This window comes from Pseudomonas sp. FG43, from assembly GCF_057809175.1.
This window is the reverse complement of sequence record NZ_JBMDJL010000003.1, coordinates 175,296-200,781: the sequence shown is the minus strand read 5'-3', so window position 1 is coordinate 200,781 and position 25,486 is coordinate 175,296. Positions and strand designations below refer to the sequence as shown.

Genomic DNA, 25,486 nt, shown 5'->3' with positions numbered 1-25,486 from the left:
GAATCCAGGCCTGCCGGGGCGTGCAACGCGCTCTGGCTGTAGGCTGTAACGCCAAATGACTTTTGGTTATATCTGCATTCTTAAATAGTCTTTTTAAGAATAACTCTGCGTATCTAATATTGTCCCAACGCCACAAGCCATCGCCCCCAGTCGCGACAGGCAGGCCTCTCAAATTTCAAGGAATACGATTATGAGCGCATCTCTACGTAGTGTTGACGGTCAGGACGAAGCAGCAATTCTGCGTGAAATTCAGAGTGCGCTGCGTGACCTGCGTTTTGGCGCCGTCGAAATCACTGTGCATAACGCCCAAGTGGTTCAGATCGAGCGTAAGGAAAAGTTTCGTTTGCAGAACTCCGGCGCCAAGCCGAGCTGATTCCGCACCCGACTGGTTAACCGGAGGGCTTCACTTTGACTCCTGATACACCCGTGAACAGCAGCGCTCCATTCCGAATGCGGTTTTGAAGCGCCAAGAAGAATTCAAAAAAGCCAACACTTAGAATTTCCAGGAGCTCCACCTTATGTCAATTCGCCGTTTTGCCTTGGCTGCTCTGGCCAGCGCTGTTTTTGCAGGTTCCGCTGTTGCAAAGGATTATGAATTGCTCAACGTGTCCTATGATCCGACACGCGAGCTGTATCAGGAGTACAACGCAGAATTCGCCAGTTACTGGAAAAAAGCTCATCCGGACGACACCGTCAAGCAGTCCCATGGCGGTTCGGGCAAGCAAGGTCGTGCGGTCATCGACGGTCTGCGCGCTGACGTCGTGACCCTGGCTCTGGCCGGTGACATCGACGAAATCGCCAAGCTGGGCAAGACCCTGCCAGAGAACTGGCAGACTCGCCTGCCGGATGCCAGCACCCCTTACACCTCGACCATCGTGTTCCTGGTACGCAAGGGCAACCCTAAAGGCATCAAGGATTGGGGCGACCTGATCAAGCCGGGCGTCTCGGTCATCACTCCGAACCCTAAAACCAGCGGCGGTGCGCGCTGGAACTTCCTGGCAGCCTGGGCCTATGGTCTGAAATCCGGTGGCAGCGAAGCCAAGGCCAAGGAATACGTGCAGACTCTGTTCAAGCACGTGCCGATCCTGGATACCGGCGCTCGCGGTTCGACCATTACTTTCGTCAACAACGGTCAGGGTGACGTGTTGCTGGCCTGGGAAAACGAAGCCTTCCTGGCTCTGAAGGAAGACGGTGGCAACGACAAGTTCGATATCGTCGTACCTTCCCTGTCGATCCTGGCCGAGCCGCCTGTCGCGGTCGTCGACAAGAACGCCGAGAAGAAGGGCAACACCGAAATCGCTACCGAATACCTGAAGCACCTGTACAGCAAGGCAGGCCAGGAAATCGCAGCCAAGAACTTCTACCGCCCGCGTGACCCGGAAGTTGCCGCCAAGTATGAGAAGCAATTCCCGAAACTGGAGCTGGTAACTATCGACAAAGACTTTGGCGGCTGGAAAACTGCGCAGCCGAAATTTTTCAATGACGGCGGTGTGTTCGACCAGATCTACCAAGCGCAGTAATCTGTGCAACCAGGCGGTACTGCCCCAAAAGCAGTGCCGTCCAGGACACGTTCATTAGCCCGGATTCGTTTCCGGGCTTTGTGCAAGCGGAACCAAGGACTTTTATGTCGCGTCGTATCTCCCCCGTCATACCCGGCTTCGGGCTGACGCTGGGCTACACCTTGGTGTACCTCAGTCTGATTGTGCTTATACCGCTGGCGGCCATGTTTGTTCATGCCGCGCAGCTCACCTGGGATCAGTTCTGGAACATCATCACCGCTCCGCGCGTGATAGCGGCCTTGAAGCTGAGTTTCGGTACAGCGTTCTACGCAGCCTTGATCAACGGCGTCATCGGTACGCTGCTGGCCTGGGTGCTGGTGCGTTATACCTTCCCCGGTCGCAAGATCATCGATGCGATGATCGATCTGCCGTTCGCTCTCCCAACCGCCGTTGCCGGTATCGCGCTGACCGCGCTTTACGCACCCAATGGTCTGGTCGGGCAGTTCGCCACGGATCTGGGTTTCAAGATCGCCTACACCCCGTTGGGTATCACCCTGGCGCTGACGTTCGTGACCATGCCGTTTGTGGTGCGTACCGTGCAGCCCGTGCTGGCTGATATTCCCCGTGAGGTCGAAGAAGCGGCTGCCTGTCTGGGCGCTCGCCCGTTGCAGGTGTTTCGCTACATCCTGGTGCCAGCCTTGTTGCCCGCGTGGCTGACCGGGTTTGCCCTGGCTTTTGCCCGTGGTGTCGGTGAGTACGGCTCGGTGATTTTCATCGCCGGTAACATGCCGATGAAAACCGAAATCCTGCCGCTGTTGATCATGGTCAAGCTCGACCAGTATGACTACACCGGCGCGACGGCTATCGGCGTGATGATGCTGGTGGTTTCCTTCATTCTGCTGCTGCTGATCAACTTGTTGCAGCGGCGCATCGAAACCCCATCCTGAGGAGGCGCGCATGTCTTATTCATCTGTTTCTGCCGCCGCCGATGCCAACGCTGCACGCCGTGGTAATTCCACCGCACGCCGGATTCTGATCGGTCTTGGCTGGCTGATCTTTGCTCTGTTTCTGGGCTTGCCGCTGTTCATCGTGGTGTCTCAGGGGTTGAAGAACGGCCTGGGTGCGTTCTTCTCCGCGATTCTTGAGCCTGATGCGCTGTCGGCCCTCAAGCTGACGGTGATCGCGGTGCTGATCTCGGTTCCGCTCAATCTGGTCTTCGGTGTCAGCGCCGCGTGGTGCGTGAGCAAGTACTCGTTCCGTGGCAAGAGCATTCTGGTGACCCTGATCGACCTGCCGTTTTCGGTATCGCCGGTCATTGCCGGTCTGGTCTATGTATTGATGTTCGGCGCTCAGGGCCTGTTCGGGCCATGGTTACAGGACCACGACATCCAGATCGTCTTTGCCTTGCCGGGCATTGTGCTGGCGACCATTTTCGTGACGGTGCCTTTCGTGGCTCGTGAACTGATCCCGCTGATGCAGGAGCAGGGCACGCAGGAAGAAGAAGCTGCACGTCTGCTGGGCGCCAACGGCTGGCAGATGTTCTGGCACGTTACGGTACCCAATATCAAATGGGGTCTGATCTACGGCGTGGTGCTCTGTACCGCACGGGCCATGGGTGAGTTTGGCGCGGTGTCGGTGGTGTCCGGCCACATCCGCGGCGTAACCAACACCCTGCCGCTGCACGTCGAAATCCTCTACAACGAGTACAACCACGTCGCAGCCTTTGCCGTGGCAAGCTTGTTGCTGATCCTGGCGCTGTTCATCCTGCTGCTCAAGCAGTGGAGCGAGTCCCGCATTAACCGTCTGCGCCAAAGCGCGGCGGAGGAATAAATCATGTCGATCGAAGTCCGTAACGTCAGCAAGAACTTCAACGCCTTCAAGGCCCTGAACACCATCAATCTGGATATCCAGAGTGGCGAACTGGTTGCCTTGCTCGGCCCGTCAGGCTGCGGCAAGACCACCTTGTTGCGCATTATTGCCGGTCTGGAAACCCCGGATGCAGGCAGCATCGTTTTTCACGGTGAAGATGTTTCCGGCCACGATGTCCGTGACCGCAATGTCGGTTTCGTATTCCAGCACTATGCGCTGTTCCGGCACATGACCGTGTTCGACAACGTTGCCTTTGGCCTGCGCATGAAGCCCAAGAATCAGCGTCCGAACGAAACCCAGATCGCCGCCAAGGTTCATGAGCTGTTGAACATGGTGCAACTGGACTGGCTGGCCGACCGTTACCCAGAGCAGCTTTCCGGTGGTCAGCGTCAGCGTATCGCCCTGGCGCGTGCCTTGGCGGTGGAGCCCAAGGTACTGCTGCTGGACGAGCCGTTCGGTGCGCTGGATGCCAAGGTGCGTAAAGAACTGCGTCGCTGGCTGGCGCGCCTGCACGAAGACATCAACCTGACGTCGGTCTTCGTGACCCACGACCAGGAAGAAGCCATGGAAGTGGCGGACCGCATCGTGGTGATGAACAAGGGCGTGATCGAGCAGATCGGTTCGCCGGGCGAGGTTTACGAGGCACCGTCCAACGACTTCGTCTACCACTTCCTCGGCGACTCGAACCGCCTGAGCCTGAGCGACGGTCACGTGCTGTTCCGTCCGCACGAAGTATCGCTGTCACGTCAGGAGCTGGAAGACCACCACGCTGCTGAAGTCCGCGACATTCGTCCGTTGGGCGCCACCACGCGGATAACCCTCAAGGCCGAAGGCCAGAGCGATCTGATTGAGGTTGAAGTGGTGAAGGATCACGACAGCCTGGTAGGCCTTGCGCGTGGCGAGACGTTGTTCTTCAAGCCAAAGGTCTGGCAGAAGGTTTCGGGCGTCTAGTACCCCGGCAGGAGAGAATTCATTCGCGAACTGTTCGCGAATGAATTCGCTCCTACACAGCGTTACACCGCTTCTTTTGGTGTGTTGCGCCGCACCGGTCCGACACGCTCTTCGATGGCATGCTGCAACGGCTTGCGCATCCCGGCCAGAAACGCCAGCTCCGCGACTACGAACAATGGGCCGATGATCAGGCCTGTCACATCGTCGATGAATGCCGGTTTGCGGCCTTCGTAGTAATGGCCGATGAACTGGATGATCCAGCCGATCACAAACAGCCCGACTCCCGCACTCAGCCAGACCATGGTGGTCTGCTGCGCCAGGTTTGCGCCTGCCCAGATGCAAAGCCCGAGCAGGGCCGTCATCACCAGCCCCAGCGCCTTATCAAGCTTGAGATAGAAAATGATCGATGCCAGCGTAACCAGCGCTGCAGGCGATAGCCAGAACCCGCCCACGTCCCAGCCCGGCCGTGACAGCAATACCGCCACAGCCAGCACAATCAGGGGGATTCCTACGAAGTGGGTCACGATATTGCGCGAATCACGGTGATAGGCCGCGTATTGGCTGAGATGATCGACAAGGTTTTTCATTATTATTCCTGCCTGAGACGATTATCGGGTTGAGCTACCGTATCGCTTTTGCAATACGGGCGCTGGTGAAAAAAGGGAGCAAACATGACAAATGGAGCGGGATGGCGGTCACGATTACTGTCCGATTACTGGTTTTCCTATTTACCTGCCGATTTGCAGGATAGCCTGCTTGCCGCCGCTCGGCAGCGTCGCAAGACACCCGGCAAACTGCTGTTTGAAAAGGGCGACCCTCCGTGCGGGCTTTATGTCCTGCTGGAAGGCTCTGTGCGCATGGGGGCTGTTCATGAGCAGCGCTTGTCGCCACGGCTGAAGGAAGTCAGGCCGCCCTACTGGTTTGGCGAGGTTTCGCTGTTCGACGGCATGCCCCGCATGCTGGACGCCTACTCGGTGGATCAGACGATCTTCCTGCAGATTCCCCATGAAACACTTGTTGAATGGCTGGAAAAGAACCCACAGCACTGGCGTTATTTCGAGGCACTGCTCAGTCATAAGCTGGGCCTGGCCTTGCCCGGCTCCGCGAAAGTTAAGCAGTTGCCTGCCCGTGCCAGAGTGGCCTGGCGCTTGTTGTTGCTATGCGAGGGATATGGTCATTTGAGCCATGCACGGCGCCTGGTCACACTGGACGATATCCTGGCCACGGATACCCTGGCGCTGACCCTACCTGACTTGCTGGAAGCGCTCGAAGATCTGCATCAACGCAAGATCGTGCGTCTTGGCGATGAGCATGTGGAAGTCTTCGATGTGGTCGGATTGCGCAAGGCGGCTAATTTCTCGCGGGCCAGGGTGTTGAGTTGACCGAGGCCACTTATCGTCCCAACTCATTTCTATACTGCTCCGGTGTCTGCCCCGTCCAGCGTTTGAAGGCGCGGTTCAGGCTGTCGGTATCGGCAAAACCCAGCAAGTAAGCGGCTTCGCTCAGGGAAACCTGCGGGTCGCTCATGTGTAGCAGGGCCAGGTTCTGGCGGCATTGCTTGAGCAGCAGGTCATAGCGACAACCTTCGTCGGCCAGGTGCCGTTGCAGACTGCGTGGGCTCAGGTGCAAGGCTTCGGCGATGCTTTCGGCCGAGGGTTCGCCGTCCGGGAGCAGGCTCTCGATGGCTGAGCGTACACGCTGCTCCCAGATCAGTGGCTGGAGTTGTTCGCCGTTATGAGGTGGTTCGCTCAGTTGCGACGGGTTGTCGTCCAGATGGCTGTCGAAGTCGGCGCAGGCAAATACCAGCAGGTTTTCTGTTGCCGAGAAGTGTAGGGGCGCGCGGAAGAAGTCCTGCCAGGATTGTGGATTGACGGGGGCGGGCCGCTGCAGGTGGACACTCAGCGGCGCGTAGCTGCGGCCCAGCCGGTTGCGGCAAGTGCGTACATAAATGGCGGCAAAGGCATCCAGCACTTCATGGGCCGGGGCCGCAGAGTCCGTCGGTGCATTGAAGCGGAATTCATAATGTTCACCGACCCGTTTGAAGTCTAGAACCAGCGCATCATTGGCGACCGAGTGGTAACGCACGATACGCTCGAATACCTCGCGCAATGACTCGCTGGCCACCAGGGTGTAGCCCAGGGCATGAAAGGTGGTCGGGCTGACGAAGCGTGAAACCCGCAAGCCCAGCGCCGAATCGCCGCTGGCCTGTACTGCCAGTTGCCAGAGCCGGTTGGTTGCGACGGGTGAGTACTCGGCGTTGGGAGCGTCAATGAGCCGGGGATCGAGCCCGGCTGTCTTGCACAGCGCGAGGCTGTCCAGGCTCAGGGCATCGAGTTGTTTGCGCAGGGCGCGGGTCCAGGTGGTGAGGCTGTTTGACTCGGGCATATGAACGACCCTTCCTGTCATAGGTTGCTGCTCAAGGTCGGGGTAGTGCCGACAGGTACCGATGGCAACTCCTTTGCCCGATACCGATGTCAGAGCATGAAAGCATTTATGACAATTGTGCAAGTGTTCCCTGACTGAATGCATAGCGGTCATATAAGGCACATGAGCATTGCGCTCTCACATCGTCATTCTCTGTAGCTTTGCTGTAACCCGTCGGGTTTATCTTCTCTTGTGAAAGCGATTTTTAGGGGGATCGTCCTTGAGACAGGGGGCGGTCCCTTTTTTTTGCGCTTCATATTCTTTATGGGTATTAATAAATAGCTACTTATTCCTTATCGGATATATGTTTCGTCCCTATACTCGTTCCATGAGTGCCCACATGCAGGAGGCGAACCCATGCATAACGAGTCGATCCGTTACCTGATCGTGCCAGGCTGGCAAGGGTCGCCTGAGGATCATTGGCAAAGTCACTGGCAGGCCAGTCTGCCCAACAGCGCGCGCGTGGAGCAGTACGACTGGCTCAAGCCGCGACGTGAAGACTGGATTGGCGAGTTGCAGCGAATGATTTCTTCGCAGGACACGCCGGTGATCCTGATCGCTCACAGCCTGGGTTGCATCACGGTTGCGCATTGGGCACAACTGGCCCCGCTGGAATCCTTGCGTCAGGTGCATGGTGCGCTGCTGGTGGCTCCGGCCGATGTCGAACGCCCGAACTGCCCTCCGGCCTTGCGTAATTTTGCACCGATCCCCAAAGACCTCCTGCCGTTCCCGACGCAGATCGTCAGCTCTGACAACGACCCTGCCGTCAGCTCCCAGCGCGCCATGGAAATGGCCCGCAACTGGGGCGCCGATGTCGGGTTCCTGAGTCAGGCGGGGCATATCAATGTCAAGTCGGGCCATCAACGCTGGGAACAGGGTTTCGCTTACCTGTACCGCTTGCAGAACCGTTTGGAACAGCACGCACGTCGTCGGGCATGAGTACCGACACCATCATGTTTTCGTCAGGTCATTCGGCCTGCCTGTTTTTTAACGCTTGAGCCTCGCAAGGGCTCAGGCGGGAGTTTGTCATGAGCCTTGAAGCTTTCGGTCAGCCGCTGCTGACTTTTCCCGAAGCGGACAAAAGTCCTCTTAGTATCCGCGCCAAAGCGCTGGTTTTCATCGATCCACGTTCTCGTCAGTTGCGCGAAGAAATGGAACAACTGGCGCCTCGCTCGCTGCCAGTATTGATTCGCGGCGAATCCGGCACCGGCAAGGAATTGCTGGCGCGGCATATTCACCGTGGCAGTGACCGCTCCGGGCTGTTTGTGTCGGTCAACTGCGGTGCCATCAGCCCTTCCTACGCCGATGCAGAGTTGTTCGGCTATGCTGCTGGCGCCCACAGCGTATCGGGCAGTAGCCGTGCCGGCTGGTTCGGATCGGCCAATGGCGGCACCCTGTATCTGGATGAGATCGGTGACTTGCCGCTGCCGATTCAGATCAAGCTGCTGTCGGCTCTGGAAAATCACGAAGTCACCCGTGTTGGTGCTCATCAGCCAAGCCCGGTGGATGTGCGTCTGGTGGCCGCGACCAGTATCGATCTGGCGCAGGCTGTGGAGGCCGGGAAGTTTCACGAGCGGCTTTACCACTACCTGAGCGAAGGACGCCTGGACCTGCCGGCCCTGCGCGAACAGCCCGGCAACATCGTGCCTTTGGCGGAATATTTTGTGGGTATCTACAGCCAGCGCCTGAACCTGCCGGTGCAGTTGCTCAGCGATGAGGCGCAGCTTGCCCTCCAGGCCCATAACTGGCCTGGCAATACACGTGAGCTGGAAAACGTCATTCACTTTGCGCTGCTGGTCAGCAGTGGCGAAGAGATTCTGCCGGAGCATCTGAACCTGCCGCAAAGCACTAACCCGATTGCAGAGGTCGAGCGGCTTGTCGGGCGGATCCTGGTAGATGCCAAAGAGGAACAACTGCTGGCCGTAAAACGCCTGCTGGAACGTATTCAGTTCAAGGATTGAAAAAACGTTCACCTTTGTTTGATCCTGCGCGCCCCTCTGGGGGCGTTTTTTGTTCTATGTGCTGCTGTTTTGATTCATTCAGGCATAAGCACTTACGAAAAAGATATTTTCTTGGAATAAAAAAGCCCGGTAATGTCCATGCCATGCCCCCTGATAGCACTGCATCGGGGGCAACACATTGGTGAGCTGTCGTTTTCCACGACTTTGATTTTCCTAAGGACATTGCATGAAGAAGACCTTGTTGTTGACCGCTCTGGCGGCCGCGCTTTCCATTGGCCTGGCTCAGGCTGGCGAAAAACTGGTGGTCGGTGCTACCCCTGTTCCACACGCTGAAATTCTGAAGCTGATCCAGCCAACCCTGGCCAAGGAAGGCGTGGATCTGGAAATCAAGGAATTCACCGATTACGTGCAGCCTAACGTGCAGCTCAACGAGAAGCGTCTGGACGCCAACTACTTCCAGACCAAGCCTTATCTGGATGGCTTCAACAAAGGCAAGGGCGCCAGACTGGTGACCGGCGTCGGTGTTCACGTTGAACCGTTCGGCGCTTATTCCTCCAAGCACAAGAGCCTGGCGGATCTGCCTGAGGGCGCAACCGTTGCCATTCCGAACGAAGCCAGCAACGGCGGTCGCGCACTCCTTCTGCTGCAAAAGGGCGGCCTGATTACCCTCAAGGAGCCGACCAACGCGCTGTCGACGCTCAAGGACATCGCCACCAACCCGAAAAAACTGAAATTCCGCGAACTGGAATCGGCTTTGCTGCCTCGCTCGCTGAGTCAGGTTGACCTTGCGCTGATCAATACCAACTACGCGCTGGAAGCCAAGCTCAGCCCGCGCAAGGATGCGTTGATCATCGAAGGTTCCGATTCGCCTTACGTGAACTACCTGGTGACCCGCGAAGATAACGCCAACACCGACGCTATCCAGAAGCTGTCCAAAGCACTGACCAGCCCTGAAGTGAAGGAATTCATCCTCAAGAAGTACGATGGCGCGGTATTGCCAGCGTTCTGATTGCCGATCGGGTACGGTTAATCCCCTTTCCCGGCTGCCGCTTCTATGGAGTTCTCTGTGGGAGCGGCTTCAGCCGCGAAGTCTGCTAGCTCATTCCGCGCTATGAATATGCCATAACGGTATTTAAATTTAGTTTCTTATACCTATAAAGTTCTGTCTCTATATTCATCTACATGTTTTGGAGTCGGAGCCTATATGTCCGCAGCCGCCCTCGCTTCATCGTCTACCCAAGCCGCCGAGCAACAGTTTGAGGTGCGTCCATTCACCGGCAATGTGGGCGCGGAAATCGTCGGGCTGGATTTGTCCAAAACCCTCAATGACGCCGATTTTGCTCGCGTACACAAAGCACATCTCGATTACCACCTGATCGTTTTCCGCGACCAGCACATTACCCCGCAGCAGCAGATCGATTTCAGCCGCCGTTTCGGCGTGTTGCAGATCCATGTGCTCAAGCAGTTCCTGCTGGCCAACCACCCGGAAATCCTGATCGTCTCCAACATTGTCGAGAACGGTCAGCCTGTGGGCCTGGGTGATGCCGGGAAGTACTGGCATTCAGACCTTTCCTATAAGGAGCTGCCAAGCCTGGGTTCGATGCTGTATGCCCAGGAATTGCCAAGCGAAGGCGGTGACACTCTGTTCGCCGATATGCATCTGGCCTGGGAAACCCTGCCGCAGCATCTGCGCGAAGCGGTCGAAGGTCGTTCCGCTGTTCACAGCTACACCTCCCGCTATCTGGATGGTGATAACGCTGCCAGTTGGCGTCCGACCCTGACACCCGAGCAATTGGCTCAGGTTGCGGAAGTGACGCACCCGATCGTGCGTACCCACCCGGAAAACGGGCGCAAGGCGTTGTTCGTCAGCGAAAATTTCACGACTCGCATCGTGGGTCTGCCGGAAGAAGAAAGCCGCAGGATTCTGACCGAGATCTATGCCCACTGCGCGCGCCCCGAACATATATACCGCCACAAATGGCAGCCGCATGACATGGTCTTCTGGGATAACCGTTCCCTGACCCACCTGGCAGCCGGTTGCCCGACTCATCTGCGACGCAAGTTGTATCGCACCACCATTCAAGGCGATGCGCCGTTTTGATTCAGGGGAATTGGTCATGAATGCTGTAGTGCAAAGCCATACGGCTAGCGAAGGTACGATTACGCAACAGGCCACTCAGCATGCCACTGAGGCCTTGTTGAAGGTTCAGGACGTGAGTATTGAATACCGTACTCCCGAGCGGGTAGTGCGCGCGACCCATCAAGTCAGTTTTGAAGTCGATCCGGCGGATCGCTTCGTATTGCTTGGCCCGTCCGGTTGCGGCAAGTCCACCTTGCTCAAGGCCGTGGCCGGGTTCATTCAGCCCAGTGAAGGGCAGATTCGTCTGACTGGCGTACAGGTCAAGGAACCTGGCCCGGACCGTATTGTGGTGTTCCAGGAGTTCGATCAACTGCCACCCTGGAAAACCGTTATCGAAAACGTGATGTTCCCGTTGCTGGCTTCGCGCACTCTCAAGCGTCCCGAAGCCCTGGAGCGTGCGCGTTATTACCTGGAAAAGGTCGGCCTCAGTGCATTTGCCGACGCTTACCCGCACACCTTGTCTGGTGGCATGAAGGCCCGTGTAGCGATTGCCCGTGCCCTGGCGATGCAGCCGAAAATCCTGCTGATGGATGAGCCCTTTGCTGCGCTCGATGCCTTGACCCGACGCAAGATGCAGGAAGAGCTGCTGGAGCTGTGGGAAGAAGTACGTTTCACACTGCTGTTCGTGACTCACTCCATCGAAGAAGCGTTGGTGGTCGGCAATCGTATCCTGTTGTTGTCCCCTCATCCGGGCCGCGTGCGTGCGGAAATCAACAGCCATCAGTACGACCTGAAAAGCCTGGGCGGCGTCGGTTTTCAGCAGACGGCACAGCGTATTCACCGCTTGCTGTTCAATGAAAACGAAACCGGCGGTCAGGCCGAGTCCGAGCTGAATTTCCAGGATATCCGCATCGCTTATTGAGGCCTGTTCAGCGCCTCAACATGACAACAGAGAACCCGACATGAGCCTTTCACCCCCCGTTCGTGAAGAATACGAAGTCACGCTGGAGCCTTTCACCCAGGAAGATCTGGCGCGTGATATCCCCTTGGCCCAACGCATCTGGCAACTGAGCTGGGTGCGCAAAAGCGTGATCATGGTCCTGCTGGCGGTGCTCTGGGAAGTCGCAGCACGCATCCAGAACAACGATCTTCTGCTGCCCAGCTTTCTGCAAACCGCTGTGGCGTTCTATGACGGCATCATCAGTGGCGAATTGCCGGGCAAGGTCTGGATTTCCCTGACGGTACTGATTCAGGGCTACCTGATCGGCATTGTCCTGGCGTTCGGTCTGACAACCCTGGCGGTCTCGACCCAACTGGGCCGTGACCTGCTCAGCACGCTCACCGCGATGTTCAACCCGTTGCCTGCCATTGCCCTGTTGCCGCTGGCACTGCTGTGGTTCGGGCTTGGGCAGAACAGCCTGATCTTCGTATTGGTGCATTCGGTGCTGTGGGCGCTGGCGCTCAACACCTATGCCGGTTTCCTCGGTGTTTCGGAAACCCAGCGTATGGCCGGTCGCAACTATGGCCTCAAGGGTTTGCGCTTTGTCTGGCACATCCTGATCCCGGCCGCGCTGCCTTCGATTCTCGCTGGTCTGAAAATCGGCTGGGCTTTTGCCTGGCGCACCCTGATTGCTGCCGAACTGGTATTTGGCGCGTCTTCGGGCAAGGGCGGTCTGGGCTGGTACATCTTCCAGAATCGTAACGAGCTGTATACCGACAAGGTTTTTGCGGGGCTGGCGGCGGTGATTCTCATCGGTCTACTGGTGGAAAATCTGCTGTTTGCCAACATCGAGCGCCTGACGGTCAAGCGCTGGGGCATGCAGCGCTAAGTGCATGGAGCGCTGGGTCTCTTATCGTCTTTCGATTTTTCTGTGAGGGTTTCATGGTTACTTCTTTCAAACGTCCTGCACTGACCGCACTGGCTGCTGCACTGGGGCTGGCAGGCACTCTGCTCAGCGGCGGCGCGCAAGCCGAAGGCAAGATCAGCATTGCTCAACAATTTGGTATCGGTTACCTGATTCTGGATGTGGTGCGCGATCAGAAACTGATCGAAAAGCACGGCAAAGAACAGGGCCTGGATATCAAGGTCGACTGGAACAGCATTTCCGGCGCGACCGCCATGAACGAAGCGCTGCTGGCCGGTGCGCTGGATGTGGTTTCGGCAGGCGTTCCTCCGATGCTGACCATCTGGGACCGCACCAAGGGCAAGCAGAACGTCAAGGCCATTGCCTCGCTGGGCTCGATGCCCAACTACCTGCTGACCAACAACCCGAATGTCAAAACCCTGAAAGACTTCACCGACAAGGACCGCATCGCGGTACCAGCGGCGGGCGTGGGCTTCCAGTCGCGTACCTTGCAGATCGAGACGGCCAAGCAGTTCGGTAACGAGAACTTCAAGAAGTTCGACAACATCTCCGTCAGCCTGGCGCACCCTGATGCTACCTCGGCGCTGATTGCCGGTGGCTCGGAAATCAACTCGCACTTTTCCAGCCCGCCTTTCCAATACCAGGCGCTGGAAAACCCCAACGTTCATAAAGTGCTGAGCAGCTACGACGTACTGGGCGGTCAGGCCACTTTCAACGTGCTCTACACCACCGAAAAATTCCATGACGAAAACCCCAAGACCTACAAGGCGTTCTACGACGCGCTGGCGGAGGCCGAGAAGATCATCAAGGCTGACAAGGCGGAAGCGGCCAAGACCTATATCCGCGTCGAGCAGTCCAAACTGCCGCTGCCGTTTGTAGAAAAAATCGTCTCCGATCCGGAAATCGATTTCACGGTCACGCCACAGCGCACTTTCATCTATGCCGAGAAGCTGCATGAACTGGGCGTGCTGAAGAACAAGGCGGCAAGTTGGAAGGACTACTTCTTCGAAGAAGCCCATGGCGGCTCGGGTAGCTGACAAACCGCCTTCCCGAATGAATTCGGTCCTGCAGCGGAGCGCATTCATTCGCGAGCGTGACTGTCATTTCTACGAGTAGCCAACAGTCACGTGGGGGGGCATTGTGAGGGGCGCATATTGCTCGAAATGGTCCCTCGCCATGTCTCATGGAATCGTCTTGTGTCGCTATGACTACGACCCTCTGGATCGCCTTGCGACTCGCACGCCGCTGGCAGATGCCGTTACTCGCTCTTTCTATAGCGCCGACAGGCTGGCCAACGAAATTCAAGGAGACGAGCAGCGCAGTTTTCTCTATCGGGAGAGTCAACTGCTGGCACTGCAAACGTTAACAGGCCAGCTTCTCAGTAAGACGCTGGCCGCTACTGATCAGCCCGGCAGTGTGCTCGGCACGACAACATCAGGGCAACGCACGGCCATCGCCTATACCCCGTACGGTTATCACGATCCGATCAAGAATCTGCCCGGTTTCAACGGCGAACGCCCAGACCCCGTCACTGGCCATTATCTATTGGGCAAAGGCTATCGTGCCTATAACCCGGTGCTGATGCGCTTCAACAATCCTGACAGTCTGAGTCCGTTTGGCGAGGGTGGCGTGAATCCTTATGCCTATTGCCTGGGGGATCCGGTCAACCACTATGACCCTACGGGGCATGTGTCCTGGCAATTCATCGTCGGCATAGTACTCAGCGTGGCCGCACTGACAGCGGCCGCCGCCACTCTGCTTCCTTCGCTACCTTTCCTGTTATCCGTGAAGGCCGCCCAAGCCGGTTTTTTCAGTGCGGGTAGCCTGTCCACCATGATTACCGGGACGAGTGCGGTGGCAGGTGGTGTACTTGGTGTAACCCGGCAAATCGTGGCTGAAGTCGCCCCCGATTCTCCGTTGCTGGAGCCCATGGGATGGGCCGCTCTGGCGATTGGTGTCGTTGCTGCCAGCACACGGGTTGGTACGGTGATCGCGGCTCGGAATCCGAAGAATCTGGCGAATTTGCAGAGTGCTGTAGCACCGAAGCTACTCAGTAGCGCCCCCATCGAATTGGACGAGATGCCCAGGGCGTTAAGTCCAGCTGCAGTTATTCGGAGCTAAGGATAAATGATGCCATGGCAATTCTCTGCAAATATACCTACGACCCATTAGACCGCGTGGCTTCTTTTACTCCACTTGAGCAGGGCTACTTCAGACGTTTCTACCGTCGTGAACAGTTAGTAACAGAGTTGCACGTTGACAGTTCTCTATCGTTTTTTCGGGCTGAAAAACATCTGTTGGCACAGTACAGGAGTGATGGCAACGGGACCTCCAGTACCCTGATTGCAGGTGATAGGCAAGAGAGTGTCTTATATGCAACGACAGGCAGCCGGCAAGCCGACATTGCTTATTCGCCTTACGGCCATCGTGAGACCGCTTTGTTTGGAGGCTTGCCAGGTTTCAATGGAGAGCAGCCCGATTCTGTGACGGACCATTATCTGTTGGGTAACGGTTATCGTGCCTACAACCCAGTACTGATGCGTTTCAACAGCCCTGACAGTCTGAGCCCTTTTTCGGGGGGCGGCTTGAATCCGTATGGCTATTGCCTGGGCGATCCGGTCAACCGTATTGATCCCTCAGGGCATTTTTCTTGGCAGGCCGGTCTTGGCTTGGGTTTAAGTATATTTGGAGTCATGGCAAGCATTGCAACCTTTGGTGCAGCCACTCTTTTGGCGGTTGCAGGGGGGGCGACAGGCATTGCCTCGGGGGTAGCCGGTGTTGCGCAGATTGTCACCGAAAAAATGAGCCCAGAGACCAGTTCTGTACTAGGCCTGATAGGGGGCGGGTTAGGTATTGCCTCAATAGGGTTTGGGGCGGCTGCAGGATTTCAGTCAATAGCGAACAGACTTGCAGGAAGCTTTGCGCATGGATTGAGTGGTAAGGGTGCCATCAATGCAGCAAAACAGATGAGTGGTTTAGGGGATTTTCAGGTTTTTGAGGGCGTGCCTCATGTCACTGAGCGAATAGTCAGGATGCTATCTGCCAATGACTTATTGGCGCTTAGCATGGCATCAAGAAGAATCAATGCGGTTGTGAACGGCTCATTGAAGCCTATTGATCAGATGCTCGATGGCATCAAAAGCGCTTCGGCTTTGGAGGGAAGAGCCAATCTGATTCGTACCGCCCGGGATATTGCGTCTGGAAATGCTCCCGGTACGACACCGGCACAGCTTATTAAAACAGGCATAGACCCCCGTGAAATTCCGCATATTACCAATGTTGATGGGTATACATGTCTAGAGGAAATAAGCGCGAGACATCATTGGTTTGAGGCGGCTCGAGAGCGACAAAGATTGATGCGTGAACGTTTGAAGTGAGTCATCAATCATGCCTCAAGACATCCCCCCTCAAGGAACCCTCCCGCCTGCGCGCAGTCGCATGTTCACGTTCCTCTCTCGTGATATCAATCTCGCATCCTGGCAGCCGTAAAAGGAGTCTGCATGCCTGCTCGTTCTTCTGGACTGGTTATGCTCGGCCTTGCCGTGGCCATGGGGTTACTGGCTGGCTGTGGTCAGGAAAAGCCGGCAGCACCCGATCTGCCGCGGGTTTATGTTCAGACGGTTAAAACCGCTGACTTTGCTGCCAGCGTTGCCCTGACCGGTGATATCCAGGCACGGGTGCAGACCCGGCTGTCGTTTCGGGTCAACGGCAAGATCATCCAGCGCAATGTAGATGTCGGTGACCGCGTGACGGCCCGGCAGGTGCTGGCCCGGCTTGATCCCAAGGACCTGCAGATCAATGTCGATTCGGCCCTCGCGTCGGTGGCCGCCGAGCAGGCGCGTGTTACGCAGGCCAGTGCCGCTTTCGTGCGTCAGCAAAAGTTGCTGCCCAAGGGTTACACCAGCCGCAGCGAATACGATTCTGCCCAAGCCGCATTGCGCGGCAGCGAGAGCGCGTTGAAAGCCGCGCAGGCGCAACTGGCCAATGCCCGCGAGCAGTTGAGTTACACCGCACTGGTCGCCGATACGTCGGGTGTGATCACGGCACGTCAGGCCGAGGTCGGGCAGGTGGTGCAGGCGACTGTGCCGATCTTCGATCTGGCCCGTGACGGCGAGCGCGATGCGGTGTTCAACGTTTACGAGTCGCTGTTCGTTCAGCCTCCGACTGACCATCCCGTGCAAGTGACCCTGCTCGAAAACCCGGCGATCAAGGTCAGCGGCAAGGTGCGAGAAGTGACTCCGGCGGTCTCGGCACAAACCGGCACCTTGCAGGTCAAGGTCGCGCTTGATCCATTGCCCGAGGGCATGGACCTGGGCTCTGTAGTCAGTGTGGCCTTGAGCGCACCGGCCAATGCCAGCGTCGAGCTGCCGTGGTCGGCCCTGACCAAGGACCTTGGCGAGCACCTGGGCAGGCCCGCCGTCTGGGTGGTGGACGAACAGGGCAAGGTCAATCTGCGCAAGGTTCAGGTCGCTCGTTACCTGACCTCCAAAGTCATCATCGGTGACGGGCTGAAAAGTGGAGAGAAAGTCGTGGTCGCTGGTGGACAGTTATTGCACCCGGACATGCAGGTCGAAATCGCCGATCAACCACAGCGTCACAATGCTCAGGTGCAACCATGAAGCGTTTGTCTTGCCTGTTGTTGGGCGGCCTGTTGTTGAGTGGTTGCGGCAAGGATGAAACACCGCCCGAACCTGTACGGCCGGTGGTCTTTGTCGAGGCCCGGCCTGATTCGCAGCTGGAGTTCGGACGTTTCGCCGGCAATATCCAGGCGCGTTACCAGAGTGTGTTGGGCTTTCGGGTGTCGGGCCGGATTGCCCGCCGCGATGTGGACGTGGGCAGTGAAGTGAAGAAAGGCGACCTGCTCGCGACCCTCGACCCGACCGATCAGCAGAATAACGTGCGCGCTCGCCAGGGCGATCTGGCCCGTATCGAAGCGCAGTGGATCAATGCCCAGGCCAATGCCCGCCGTCAGCAGGAGTTGTTCGACCGTGGCGTCGGTGCGCAGGCGCAACTGGACAATGCCCTGACCGAGCTGAAAACCACGCGCTCGTCACTGGATCAGGCCAGGGCAGCAGAGCAGCAGGCCCGCGATCAGTTGAGTTACAGCGAATTGCGCAGTGACGACGATGCCGTGGTGACCGAGTGGAGAGTCGAAGCCGGGCAGGTGGTCACTGCCGGGCAGGAAGTCGTGACTCTGGCGCGACCTGATATCAAGGAAGCAGTGATCGACCTTCCTGCTTCGCTGGCCGATCAGTTGCCTGTCGATGTGGTGTTCACCGTGGCCAGCCAGCTTGACCCTCAGGTGAATACCACGGCCACGCTGCGGGAAATCGAGCCGCAACCCGACCGCTCGACTCGCACGCGCCGGGCGCGATTGTCTCTGACTGAAACGCCACAGGCATTTCGGCTTGGCACCGCGATCAGCGTGACCCTCAGCTCGACCATCGCACCGCGCATACGCTTGCCCATCAATGCCTTGCAGGAAACCGACGGCAAAACTCAAGTCTGGATCGTCGACTCACAAAACCAGACGGTAAACCCCAGAGCAGTGAATGTCGTCAGCCGTGAGGACGACAGCTTCCTGCTGGCAGGCGGGGTCAATGCCGGTGAGAAGGTGGTCAGTGCGGGCGTCAACAGCCTCAAGCCGGGGCAGAAAGTCAAAGTCGATGAGGAAAGCCCACGATGAAAGGAAGCTTCAATCTGTCCGAGTGGGCCATCAAGCATCAGTCGTTTGTCTGGTACCTGATGTTCGTCGCCCTGTTGATGGGCGTGTTTTCCTACATGAAGCTGGGGCGTGAAGAAGACCCGTCCTTCACCATCAAGACCATGGTCATCCAGACCCGCTGGCCCGGTGCGACGGTGGACGAAACCCTGAAACAGGTGACCGACCGCATCGAGAAGAAGCTCGAAGAGCTGGATTCCCTGGACTACGTGAAAAGCTACACCCGGCCGGGCGAGTCCACGGTTTTCGTGTACCTGCGCGACACCACGAATGCCAAAGAGATACCGCAGATCTGGTATCAGGTGCGCAAGAAGATCGACGACATTCGCGGGCAGTTCCCCCAAGGCCTGCAAGGGCCTGCGTTCAACGACGAGTTCGGCGATGTGTTCGGTTCGATCTATGCCTTTACCGCCGATGGTTTCTCGATGCGTCAGTTGCGCGATTATGTCGAGAAGGTCCGCGCCGACATCCGCGAAGTCCCAGGCCTTGGCAAGGTGGAGATGATTGGCCAGCAGGATGAAGTGCTGTACCTGAACTTCTCCACCCGCAAGCTGGCGGCCCTCGGGCTGGATCAGCGTCAGGTGGTGCAAAGCCTGCAATCCCAGAATGCGGTGACGCCTGCGGGCGTGATCGAAGCCGGGCCGGAGCGGATTTCCGTGCGCACCTCCGGGCAGTTCGCTTCGGAGAAAGATCTGGCGGCGGTCAATCTGCGGCTCAATGATCGTTTCTACCGCCTGAGCGATATCGCCGAAATCACCCGAGGCTACACCGACCCGCCCAAACCGCTGTTCCGTTATAACGGCAAACCCGCCATCGGCCTGTCCATCGCCATGCAGAAGGGCGGCAACATTCAGGAGTTCGGCAAGGCGTTGCATGATCGAATGGACATCTCCACCGCTGAACTGCCGGTGGGTGTCGGTGTGCATAAGGTGTCGGATCAGGCCGAAGTGGTGGACAAGGCGGTGGGCGGTTTCACCAGTGCGTTGTTCGAGGCCGTGATCATTGTGATGGTGGTCAGTTTTGTCAGCCTTGGAGTGCGCGCCGGTCTGGTGGTGGCCTGTTCCATCCCGCTGGTGCTGGCCATGGTGTTCGTGTTCATGGAGTACAGCGGCATCACCATGCAGCGTATTTCTCTCGGGGCGTTGATCATCGCCCTCGGGCTGTTGGTGGACGACGCCATGATTACCGTGGAAATGATGGTCACACGGCTGGAAATGGGGGAAACCAAGGAGCAGGCGGCGACTTATGCCTACACCTCGACGGCGTTCCCGATGCTGACCGGTACGCTGGTGACGGTGGCCGGTTTCGTGCCCATTGGCCTGAACAACAGCTCAGCGGGGGAATATACCTTCACGCTGTTTGCCGTGATTGCCGTAGCGATGCTGGTGTCGTGGATCGTGGCCGTGCTGTTTGCGCCGGTTATCGGCGTGCATATTCTGAGCAGCAACATCAAACCCAAGTCCGAAGAGCCGGGGCGCGTGGGGCGGGCGTTCAACAGCAGCATGCTGTGGGCCATGCGTCATCGCTGGCTGGCGATTGGCATTACGCTGCTGTTGTTTGCGTCGTCGCTGTTTTCGATGCAGTTCGTGCAGAACCAGTTCTTTCCGTCATCGGACCGACCTGAGATTCTGGTCGACCTGAACCTGCCGCAGAATGCCTCGATCAACGAGACGCGCAGAGTGGTGGACCGGTTTGAGGCCAGCCTCAAGGACGATCCCGATATCGAGCGCTGGAGCACCTACATCGGCCAGGGCGCGGTGCGTTTCTATCTGCCGCTGGATCAGCAACTGGAAAACCCGTTCTACGCCCAGTTGGTCATTGTCAGCAAAGGGCTGGAGGAGCGTGGTGCCCTGACTGCACGCCTGCAAAAGCGCCTGCGCGATGAATATGTCGGTATCGGCTCCTACGTGCAGCCGCTGGAAATGGGGCCGCCGGTCGGGCGTCCGCTGCAATATCGCGTCAGTGGCGAGAACATCGACAAGGTTCGCCAGCACGCCATCGAACTGGCCACGCTGCTTGGCAAGAACCCTCATGTCGGTGAAGTGATCTACGACTGGAACGAGCCGGGCAAGGTGCTGCGCATCGATATCAATCAGGACAAGGCGCGGCAGTTGGGGTTGTCCTCCGAAGACGTTGCTCAACTGATGAACAGCGTGGTCAGCGGCTCTTCGGTGACTCAGGTGCGCGACGATATCTACCTGATCAACGTGGTAGGACGTGCCGAGGACGCCGAGCGCGGCACGCCGGAAACCCTGCAAAACCTGCAGATTGTCACGCCTGCCGGAACCTCGATTCCGCTGCTGGCCTTTGCCACGGTGGGTTACGAGCTGGAGCAGCCACTGGTCTGGCGGCGTGACCGCAAGCCGACCATCACCGTGAAAGGTGCGGTGCGCGACGAGATTCAGCCGACTGACCTGGTCAATCAACTGAAGCCGGAAATCGACAAGTTCGCCTCCGCATTGCCTGTGGGCTACAAGGTGGCGACCGGCGGGACGGTGGAAGAAAGCAGCAAGGCTCAAGGGCCGATTGCCAGTGTCGTGCCGTTGATGCTGTTCCTGATGGCGACCTTTTTGATGATCCAGTTGCACAGCGTTCAGAAGATGTTTCTGGTGGCCAGTGTCGCGCCGCTGGGGTTGATCGGCGTGGTGCTGGCGCTTATCCCGACCGGAACGCCATTGGGCTTTGTCGCGATTCTGGGTGTGCTGGCGCTGATCGGTATCATCATCCGCAACTCGGTGATTCTGGTGACCCAGATCGATGCCTACGAGCAAAGCGGCTACTCGCCATGGAATGCGGTGGTCGAGGCCACCGAGCACCGCCGCCGGCCGATCCTGCTCACGGCGGCTGCGGCCAGCCTGGGCATGATCCCCATCGCACGTGAAGTGTTCTGGGGGCCGATGGCCTACGCGATGATCGGCGGCATCATCATCGCCACCTTGCTGACCCTCTTGTTCCTGCCAGCCCTGTATGTGGCCTGGTACCGGATCAAGGAGCCCGCGTAGATTAATGCCGATCAGTCAAGGCAATACACAAACTTGTAGGAGGCAGCTTGCTGGCGAAAAAGGCCTGAAAACCGGCAGATATTCTGTGTCTGTACGTGAAGTCGCCAGCAAGCTGCATCCCACAAAGTGATTTATGACCTTAACTGGTCAGCAATACTCCCACGGCTTGTCCCGCGTCAGCCGATATCGCTTTCAACCAGGCTGAAGTCGCCAAACCGCACAGGGCTCATGGTCTGGCTGACGCCTGGAGAGCTGGCGGATATGGCCGGGCGAGGGGTCGATACGTTCAGGAAGCAGGAAGTCAGATCGTCCTCGAAATACATGTTGACCGAGAAACGCTGCCAGTCCGCTGTCGCCATGCCGGTGACAGGCGAAACCATTATTACACCGTCAGCCCTGAAGCCTCCGACACTGACCACAAACGAGGCGTCCTCCACGGCTGCATCTGCGCTGAGTGCGTCAAACTCGATAAGCAGGGCCTTACCCGGCAAGTCCGGCAGGGCCTGGCTGATATTGGTCGCAACCGGTAACAGGATGCTTTGTCCGAAGCCGTAACGCTCAAGGCCGGGGTCAAAACCCACTGGCCCTTTCCAATAGTTGAAATCGTCTTTGAAATTGCCGTTCTGAATATATTGAATTGCCATGATCATCTCCTTGATCGATTAACATTCGGGTCCGATTAATTGGGTGCGAACACCTTTTTCTGGAGCTCATCCTAAGCGCCATGCTGCTGCGCTGATACTGACAAAAATGCCAGTCACGCAAGGCACGCAATAGGAGTTGAATGCTTTCGTCAAGTCGATGGCGTGCTCAATTTCTGCGCCAGACACTCGCCAGCCAGGGCTGCTGTTCCATTGGCAAGCCGGTCGGACGGTAGTAATGCTCAAGCTCCACGAAACCCGCCTCGTTCAGCAGTTCGCGCCATGATTCCAGATCGTGATACGAGCCATAGCGCTCGCCTTTCCAGCCTTCCTGGTTCTGGCCTCTTGGATTGGAGCTGAACAGCACGCCGCCCGGCTTGAGCGTGGCGTGCAATTGACGCAGGACTTTGGGCAACTCCTGGCGGGGCACATGAAACAGCACCGCATTGGCGAAAATGCCGTCGAATCGAGCGGCGGGGAGGTCCAGCTCTAGGAAGTTCTGTTGCAGCACTTCGCATCCACTGTCAGCGCGAGCCATTTGCGCGAAACGTTCGCTGCCGTCCAGGCCGACGGCAATGTGCCCCATGGCGCTGAAGGTTTTCAGGTCACGGCCCGGTCCGCAGCCAAAGTCCAGAATCTGCCAGGGCGTCGGCGCTTGGATATGTCGCAAGAGAGCGGCAATATTCTGGCTGACGTCGTGATCGCGGGTGCCTTCACGGAAGTCTTCGGCCACCTGGTTGTAATGGCCGACGGTAATGGCGGTGATTTGGGCGAGGTCTTGGGCGTCGAGCTTCATGGCGAGCGGTTGTCCGGGCAATGGAGGTCGTCAATATACCTCCAGCCCGGTGCGAAGCAATTACTCAGCGTTTGTTCAGAACCCGCGCCAGCCGGTCGCCACCCAGTTGAATGGCGGCAACCAGCACCACCAGCAATACGATCACGGTCAGCATGATCTGTGTGTCGAAGCGCTGATAACCGTAGCGGTAGGCGATATCGCCCAGCCCGCCGGCACCGATGGCGCCTGCCATGGCTGATGAGTTGATCATCGTGACGATAGTGATGGTGAAGCCACCGACGATTCCCGGCAACGCTTCAGGCAGCAGCACGTGCCAGACGATATGCCAGCGGCGGCAGCCCATGGCTTGTGCGGCCTCGATCAGGCCATGATCGACCTCGCGCAGGCTGACTTCGGCAATGCGGGCGAAGAAGGGGGTTGCTGCAATGGTCAGCGGCACCACGGCCGCCCAGACACCATAACTGGTGCCGACGATCAGGCGGGTGAACGGGATCAGCGCGACCATCAGGATCAGGAACGGGATCGAGCGAAACAGGTTAACGAAGGCGCCCAGCACCTGATTCAGTACCGGTGCTTCGTAGATGCCGCCCTTGGAGCTGGTAACCAGAATCACCGCCATCGGAATGCCCAGCAGCAGGGCTACGAATGAGGATACGCCGACCATCAGAAAGGTATCGAGCACGCCTTGCAGCAAACGATCAACCCACATAACCCAGTACCTCCGCTTGGGGCGCATGTTGACGTGCGCGAGCCAGCAATTCGTCTCGACTGTGTGGCGAACGGGTAATCGACAGGATCAGATGCCCGACGGCACGCTCCTGAATACGCTCCACGCCACCTTGCAATAACTTCACCTGACCACCGAGGGCTGTGAACAATGCAGCCAGGTCCGGCTCTTCGGCACTGACGCCGGTAAAGCTCAGATCCAGCAGCAACGCGGCGTCCGGGTGAGCCGGTTGCGGTGCCAGGCGCTCCAGCAAGGCTTTCGGCAAGCCGAGTTGCAGGGGCGCGAGCAAGGTCTTGCTCACCTCATGCTGCGGGTTGCCAAACACTTGCCACACCGGGCCTTGCTCGACCACCTGGCCTTTTTCAAGCACCACCACACGGTTGCAGATATCACGGATCACCGACATCTCGTGGGTGATCAGCACGATGGTCAGGCCCAGGCGCTGGTTGATCTCGCGCAGCAGGCCCAGGATCGATTGAGTGGTTTCCGGGTCCAGCGCCGAGGTCGCTTCGTCGCACAGCAGGATGGCCGGATCGTGTACCAGCGCCCGGGCAATACCGACACGCTGTTTCTGCCCGCCGGAGAGCTGAGCCGGGTAAGACTTGTGCTTGTCCTGCAAGCCAACCAGCTCCAGCAATTCAGTGACCTTGCGATGGCGTTGCTCTTTGGGAACGCCTGCGACCTTGAGTGGCAGCTCGACGTTCTGCCACACGGTCTTGGCCGACATCAGGTTGAAGTGCTGGAAGATCATGCCGATGCGTCGGCGCAGTTCTACCAGCTTGTCTTCATTGAACTCGCCAATGTCCACCTGATCGATCAGCACCCGGCCGATGCTGGGTTGCTCCAGGCGGTTGATGGTGCGGATCAGCGATGACTTGCCTGCACCGCTGCGCCCGATGATGCCGAAGATTTCACCTTTCTGGATCGCCAGTTCGATGTTGCTCAGCGCTTGCACCGGGCCTTGCTGGCCGTGGTAGGTCTTGCCCAGGTTGCTGAAGCGCACATGGGCGTGATTCAGGTCCGGGTGCAATTCGGCCTGGCTGGCCGAATGTCCGGGAGCGGTCGGCTGTTGCCGTTGCGCGAGTGCGTTCATGTCATTCCTTCCAGCCCGGCTGGTAGAGCTTGCCGTTGACCTTGTCCAGAGAGGCGCGCACCACCGGGGAGTGCTGATAGATATCGACGAACTTTGCCAGGCGCGGATCGTCCTTGCGCTCAGGCTTGATCACGAACTGAATCACGTATTCCGGGTGATCCAGGCCGTCGAACAGAATGGCCGAGTCGGCCGGGAAGGTCTTGGCCAGGCGAATATAGGCCGGGTAGCCCTGGACCAGGTCGGCATCATCGTAGGCGCGCACCAGTTGCACGGCTTCGACCTGAATGATCTTGATCTTCTTCGGGTTTGCGGTGATGTCTTCTTCGGTGGCTTTGTAGCCCACGCCTTGCTTGAGGGTGATCAGGCCAGCCTTGGCCAGCAGTTGCAGGCCACGACCGCTGTTGATCGGGTCGTTGGCGATGGCCACGGTGGCACCGGTGGGCAGTTCATCGAAGCTTTTGTACTTCTTGGAGTACAGCCCGACGTTATTGATGATGCCCGGCGCATAGGACACCAGGTTGTAACCGGCGGCCTCGTTGGCGTTGGTCAGGAACGGGATGTGCTGGAAGTAGTTCACATCGATATCACCGGCCGCGAGGGTGACGTTGGGGGCGATCCAGTCGGTGAACTCCACCAGTTCGACCTTCAGGCCTTGCTTGGCGGCTTCTTCTACAGCAGCTTCCAGCGGGATGGCGAAAGCGGCGGTGGTGCCGACTTTCAACGGCGCATCAGCGGCGTGAGCGGTGAGGGTCAACAGGCTCAGGGCCAGTGCGATAAAAGGTTTTTTCATGGTGTTGTCCGTTGTTTTGAAAAATTTGGGGAGCGTGTGGTTAGCCTTTTCGCGAATGAATTCGCT

At 57.9% G+C, this 25,486-nt stretch carries 25 protein-coding genes; 18 read left to right on the top strand and 7 right to left on the bottom strand.

The annotated features are described in order from the left end of the window. Positions 1 to 190 precede the first annotated feature (190 nt). From oscA to ACODS3_RS05965, 5 genes are all read left to right on the top strand, one after another. Complete coding sequence (gene oscA / locus ACODS3_RS05985) at positions 191 to 373, top strand: sulfur starvation response protein OscA (protein WP_025258055.1); 183 nt, start codon at positions 191 to 193, stop codon at positions 371 to 373. 145 nt (positions 374 to 518) lie between these two features. Next, entirely contained in the window at positions 519 to 1,520 is a 1,002-nt protein-coding gene (locus ACODS3_RS05980; RefSeq protein ID WP_489033713.1) for a sulfate ABC transporter substrate-binding protein, read from the top strand. A gap of 104 nt (positions 1,521 to 1,624) precedes the next feature. Further along, on the top strand, positions 1,625 to 2,446 hold the full coding sequence (cysT, locus tag ACODS3_RS05975; RefSeq protein ID WP_117163651.1) for a sulfate ABC transporter permease subunit CysT: 822 nt from the start codon (positions 1,625 to 1,627) through the stop codon (positions 2,444 to 2,446). A 10-nt stretch (positions 2,447 to 2,456) separates the two neighbouring features. Continuing rightward, positions 2,457 to 3,329, top strand: a complete 873-nt coding sequence (gene cysW / locus ACODS3_RS05970) for a sulfate ABC transporter permease subunit CysW (protein ID WP_025258058.1) — start codon at positions 2,457 to 2,459, stop codon at positions 3,327 to 3,329. 3 nt (positions 3,330 to 3,332) lie between these two features. Further along, a complete protein-coding gene (locus tag ACODS3_RS05965; protein ID WP_489033710.1) occupies positions 3,333 to 4,319 on the top strand; it encodes a sulfate/molybdate ABC transporter ATP-binding protein in 987 nt (328 codons plus the stop codon). A gap of 62 nt (positions 4,320 to 4,381) precedes the next feature. Here ACODS3_RS05965 and ACODS3_RS05960 read toward each other — a convergent pair whose 3' ends face one another. Beyond that, complete coding sequence (locus ACODS3_RS05960; protein WP_201018932.1) at positions 4,382 to 4,906, bottom strand: Mpo1 family 2-hydroxy fatty acid dioxygenase; 525 nt, start codon at positions 4,904 to 4,906, stop codon at positions 4,382 to 4,384. Between the two features lie 84 nt (positions 4,907 to 4,990). Between ACODS3_RS05960 and ACODS3_RS05955 the strand changes: the two genes are divergently transcribed. Further along, positions 4,991 to 5,701 carry a Crp/Fnr family transcriptional regulator gene (locus tag ACODS3_RS05955; protein WP_489033707.1) on the top strand — a complete coding sequence of 237 codons (711 nt, stop codon included), beginning with the start codon at positions 4,991 to 4,993 and terminating at the stop codon, positions 5,699 to 5,701. A gap of 10 nt (positions 5,702 to 5,711) precedes the next feature. On the opposite strand, the gene ACODS3_RS05950 is transcribed toward ACODS3_RS05955, so the two are convergent. Continuing rightward, positions 5,712 to 6,704 carry an AraC family transcriptional regulator gene (locus ACODS3_RS05950; protein ID WP_201018930.1) on the bottom strand — a complete coding sequence of 331 codons (993 nt, stop codon included), beginning with the start codon at positions 6,702 to 6,704 and terminating at the stop codon, positions 5,712 to 5,714. A gap of 396 nt (positions 6,705 to 7,100) precedes the next feature. Here ACODS3_RS05950 and ACODS3_RS05945 point away from each other — a divergent pair, with 396 nt between their 5' ends. From ACODS3_RS05945 to ACODS3_RS05890, 12 genes are all read left to right on the top strand, one after another. After that, complete coding sequence (locus tag ACODS3_RS05945; RefSeq protein WP_201018929.1) at positions 7,101 to 7,682, top strand: alpha/beta hydrolase; 582 nt, start codon at positions 7,101 to 7,103, stop codon at positions 7,680 to 7,682. Positions 7,683 to 7,771: 89 nt separating this feature from the next. Then, positions 7,772 to 8,704, top strand: a complete 933-nt coding sequence (locus ACODS3_RS05940; protein WP_201018928.1) for a sigma 54-interacting transcriptional regulator — start codon at positions 7,772 to 7,774, stop codon at positions 8,702 to 8,704. A 226-nt stretch (positions 8,705 to 8,930) separates the two neighbouring features. Continuing rightward, positions 8,931 to 9,713 carry a MetQ/NlpA family ABC transporter substrate-binding protein gene (locus ACODS3_RS05935; protein ID WP_201018927.1) on the top strand — a complete coding sequence of 261 codons (783 nt, stop codon included), beginning with the start codon at positions 8,931 to 8,933 and terminating at the stop codon, positions 9,711 to 9,713. 195 nt (positions 9,714 to 9,908) lie between these two features. Then, on the top strand, positions 9,909 to 10,805 hold the full coding sequence (locus ACODS3_RS05930; protein WP_201018926.1) for a TauD/TfdA dioxygenase family protein: 897 nt from the start codon (positions 9,909 to 9,911) through the stop codon (positions 10,803 to 10,805). Positions 10,806 to 10,821: 16 nt separating this feature from the next. Beyond that, complete coding sequence (locus ACODS3_RS05925; RefSeq protein WP_304574692.1) at positions 10,822 to 11,706, top strand: ABC transporter ATP-binding protein; 885 nt, start codon at positions 10,822 to 10,824, stop codon at positions 11,704 to 11,706. Between the two features lie 40 nt (positions 11,707 to 11,746). Further along, positions 11,747 to 12,613, top strand: a complete 867-nt coding sequence (locus ACODS3_RS05920; RefSeq protein ID WP_201003983.1) for an ABC transporter permease — start codon at positions 11,747 to 11,749, stop codon at positions 12,611 to 12,613. Positions 12,614 to 12,666: 53 nt separating this feature from the next. Further along, a complete protein-coding gene (locus tag ACODS3_RS05915; protein ID WP_489033702.1) occupies positions 12,667 to 13,686 on the top strand; it encodes an ABC transporter substrate-binding protein in 1,020 nt (339 codons plus the stop codon). Positions 13,687 to 13,825: 139 nt separating this feature from the next. Continuing rightward, complete coding sequence (locus ACODS3_RS05910; protein ID WP_304574694.1) at positions 13,826 to 14,770, top strand: RHS repeat-associated core domain-containing protein; 945 nt, start codon at positions 13,826 to 13,828, stop codon at positions 14,768 to 14,770. A 14-nt stretch (positions 14,771 to 14,784) separates the two neighbouring features. Further along, complete coding sequence (locus tag ACODS3_RS05905; RefSeq protein ID WP_489033699.1) at positions 14,785 to 16,026, top strand: RHS repeat-associated core domain-containing protein; 1,242 nt, start codon at positions 14,785 to 14,787, stop codon at positions 16,024 to 16,026. Between the two features lie 123 nt (positions 16,027 to 16,149). Continuing rightward, complete coding sequence (locus ACODS3_RS05900) at positions 16,150 to 17,268, top strand: efflux RND transporter periplasmic adaptor subunit (protein WP_489033697.1); 1,119 nt, start codon at positions 16,150 to 16,152, stop codon at positions 17,266 to 17,268. Beyond that, on the top strand, positions 17,265 to 18,335 hold the full coding sequence (locus tag ACODS3_RS05895) for an efflux RND transporter periplasmic adaptor subunit (protein ID WP_489033695.1): 1,071 nt from the start codon (positions 17,265 to 17,267) through the stop codon (positions 18,333 to 18,335). Before ACODS3_RS05900 ends, ACODS3_RS05895 begins: the two co-directional genes overlap by 4 nt. Further along, positions 18,332 to 21,373, top strand: coding sequence for an efflux RND transporter permease subunit (locus ACODS3_RS05890; RefSeq protein WP_489033693.1), 3,042 nt, complete (start codon positions 18,332 to 18,334; stop codon positions 21,371 to 21,373). The genes ACODS3_RS05895 and ACODS3_RS05890 overlap by 4 nt, the downstream gene beginning before the upstream one ends. A gap of 176 nt (positions 21,374 to 21,549) precedes the next feature. Here ACODS3_RS05890 and ACODS3_RS05885 read toward each other — a convergent pair whose 3' ends face one another. From ACODS3_RS05885 to ACODS3_RS05865, 5 genes are all read right to left on the bottom strand, one after another. Next, the gene (locus ACODS3_RS05885; protein ID WP_489033691.1) at positions 21,550 to 22,017 is read right to left on the bottom strand and encodes a hypothetical protein; all 468 of its coding nucleotides are present in this window, start codon (positions 22,015 to 22,017) and stop codon (positions 21,550 to 21,552) included. 166 nt (positions 22,018 to 22,183) lie between these two features. Next, entirely contained in the window at positions 22,184 to 22,810 is a 627-nt protein-coding gene (locus ACODS3_RS05880) for a class I SAM-dependent methyltransferase (RefSeq protein WP_489033689.1), read from the bottom strand. A 64-nt stretch (positions 22,811 to 22,874) separates the two neighbouring features. Continuing rightward, a complete protein-coding gene (locus tag ACODS3_RS05875) occupies positions 22,875 to 23,519 on the bottom strand; it encodes a methionine ABC transporter permease (RefSeq protein WP_198724071.1) in 645 nt (214 codons plus the stop codon). Continuing rightward, entirely contained in the window at positions 23,509 to 24,630 is a 1,122-nt protein-coding gene (locus tag ACODS3_RS05870; RefSeq protein WP_489033687.1) for a methionine ABC transporter ATP-binding protein, read from the bottom strand. Before ACODS3_RS05870 ends, ACODS3_RS05875 begins: the two co-directional genes overlap by 11 nt. Position 24,631: 1 nt before the next feature. After that, a complete protein-coding gene (locus tag ACODS3_RS05865) occupies positions 24,632 to 25,420 on the bottom strand; it encodes a MetQ/NlpA family ABC transporter substrate-binding protein (protein WP_198724076.1) in 789 nt (262 codons plus the stop codon). Between the last annotated feature and the right edge of the window lie 66 nt (positions 25,421 to 25,486).

Bases quoted from the DNA above. Each gene is read 5' to 3' on its own strand.
- oscA (WP_025258055.1), top strand. From the start codon at position 191: ATGAGCGCATCTCTACGTAGTGTTGACGGTCAGGACGAAGCAGCAATT.
- ACODS3_RS05980 (WP_489033713.1), top strand. From the start codon at position 519: ATGTCAATTCGCCGTTTTGCCTTGGCTGCTCTGGCCAGCGCTGTTTTT.
- cysT (WP_117163651.1), top strand. From the start codon at position 1,625: ATGTCGCGTCGTATCTCCCCCGTCATACCCGGCTTCGGGCTGACGCTG.
- cysW (WP_025258058.1), top strand. From the start codon at position 2,457: ATGTCTTATTCATCTGTTTCTGCCGCCGCCGATGCCAACGCTGCACGC.
- ACODS3_RS05965 (WP_489033710.1), top strand. From the start codon at position 3,333: ATGTCGATCGAAGTCCGTAACGTCAGCAAGAACTTCAACGCCTTCAAG.
- ACODS3_RS05960 (WP_201018932.1), bottom strand. From the start codon at position 4,906: ATGAAAAACCTTGTCGATCATCTCAGCCAATACGCGGCCTATCACCGT.
- ACODS3_RS05955 (WP_489033707.1), top strand. From the start codon at position 4,991: ATGACAAATGGAGCGGGATGGCGGTCACGATTACTGTCCGATTACTGG.
- ACODS3_RS05950 (WP_201018930.1), bottom strand. From the start codon at position 6,704: ATGCCCGAGTCAAACAGCCTCACCACCTGGACCCGCGCCCTGCGCAAA.
- ACODS3_RS05945 (WP_201018929.1), top strand. From the start codon at position 7,101: ATGCATAACGAGTCGATCCGTTACCTGATCGTGCCAGGCTGGCAAGGG.
- ACODS3_RS05940 (WP_201018928.1), top strand. From the start codon at position 7,772: ATGAGCCTTGAAGCTTTCGGTCAGCCGCTGCTGACTTTTCCCGAAGCG.
- ACODS3_RS05935 (WP_201018927.1), top strand. From the start codon at position 8,931: ATGAAGAAGACCTTGTTGTTGACCGCTCTGGCGGCCGCGCTTTCCATT.
- ACODS3_RS05930 (WP_201018926.1), top strand. From the start codon at position 9,909: ATGTCCGCAGCCGCCCTCGCTTCATCGTCTACCCAAGCCGCCGAGCAA.
- ACODS3_RS05925 (WP_304574692.1), top strand. From the start codon at position 10,822: ATGAATGCTGTAGTGCAAAGCCATACGGCTAGCGAAGGTACGATTACG.
- ACODS3_RS05920 (WP_201003983.1), top strand. From the start codon at position 11,747: ATGAGCCTTTCACCCCCCGTTCGTGAAGAATACGAAGTCACGCTGGAG.
- ACODS3_RS05915 (WP_489033702.1), top strand. From the start codon at position 12,667: ATGGTTACTTCTTTCAAACGTCCTGCACTGACCGCACTGGCTGCTGCA.
- ACODS3_RS05910 (WP_304574694.1), top strand. From the start codon at position 13,826: ATGTCTCATGGAATCGTCTTGTGTCGCTATGACTACGACCCTCTGGAT.
- ACODS3_RS05905 (WP_489033699.1), top strand. From the start codon at position 14,785: ATGGCAATTCTCTGCAAATATACCTACGACCCATTAGACCGCGTGGCT.
- ACODS3_RS05900 (WP_489033697.1), top strand. From the start codon at position 16,150: ATGCCTGCTCGTTCTTCTGGACTGGTTATGCTCGGCCTTGCCGTGGCC.
- ACODS3_RS05895 (WP_489033695.1), top strand. From the start codon at position 17,265: ATGAAGCGTTTGTCTTGCCTGTTGTTGGGCGGCCTGTTGTTGAGTGGT.
- ACODS3_RS05890 (WP_489033693.1), top strand. From the start codon at position 18,332: ATGAAAGGAAGCTTCAATCTGTCCGAGTGGGCCATCAAGCATCAGTCG.
- ACODS3_RS05885 (WP_489033691.1), bottom strand. From the start codon at position 22,017: ATGGCAATTCAATATATTCAGAACGGCAATTTCAAAGACGATTTCAAC.
- ACODS3_RS05880 (WP_489033689.1), bottom strand. From the start codon at position 22,810: ATGAAGCTCGACGCCCAAGACCTCGCCCAAATCACCGCCATTACCGTC.
- ACODS3_RS05875 (WP_198724071.1), bottom strand. From the start codon at position 23,519: ATGTGGGTTGATCGTTTGCTGCAAGGCGTGCTCGATACCTTTCTGATG.
- ACODS3_RS05870 (WP_489033687.1), bottom strand. From the start codon at position 24,630: ATGAACGCACTCGCGCAACGGCAACAGCCGACCGCTCCCGGACATTCG.
- ACODS3_RS05865 (WP_198724076.1), bottom strand. From the start codon at position 25,420: ATGAAAAAACCTTTTATCGCACTGGCCCTGAGCCTGTTGACCCTCACC.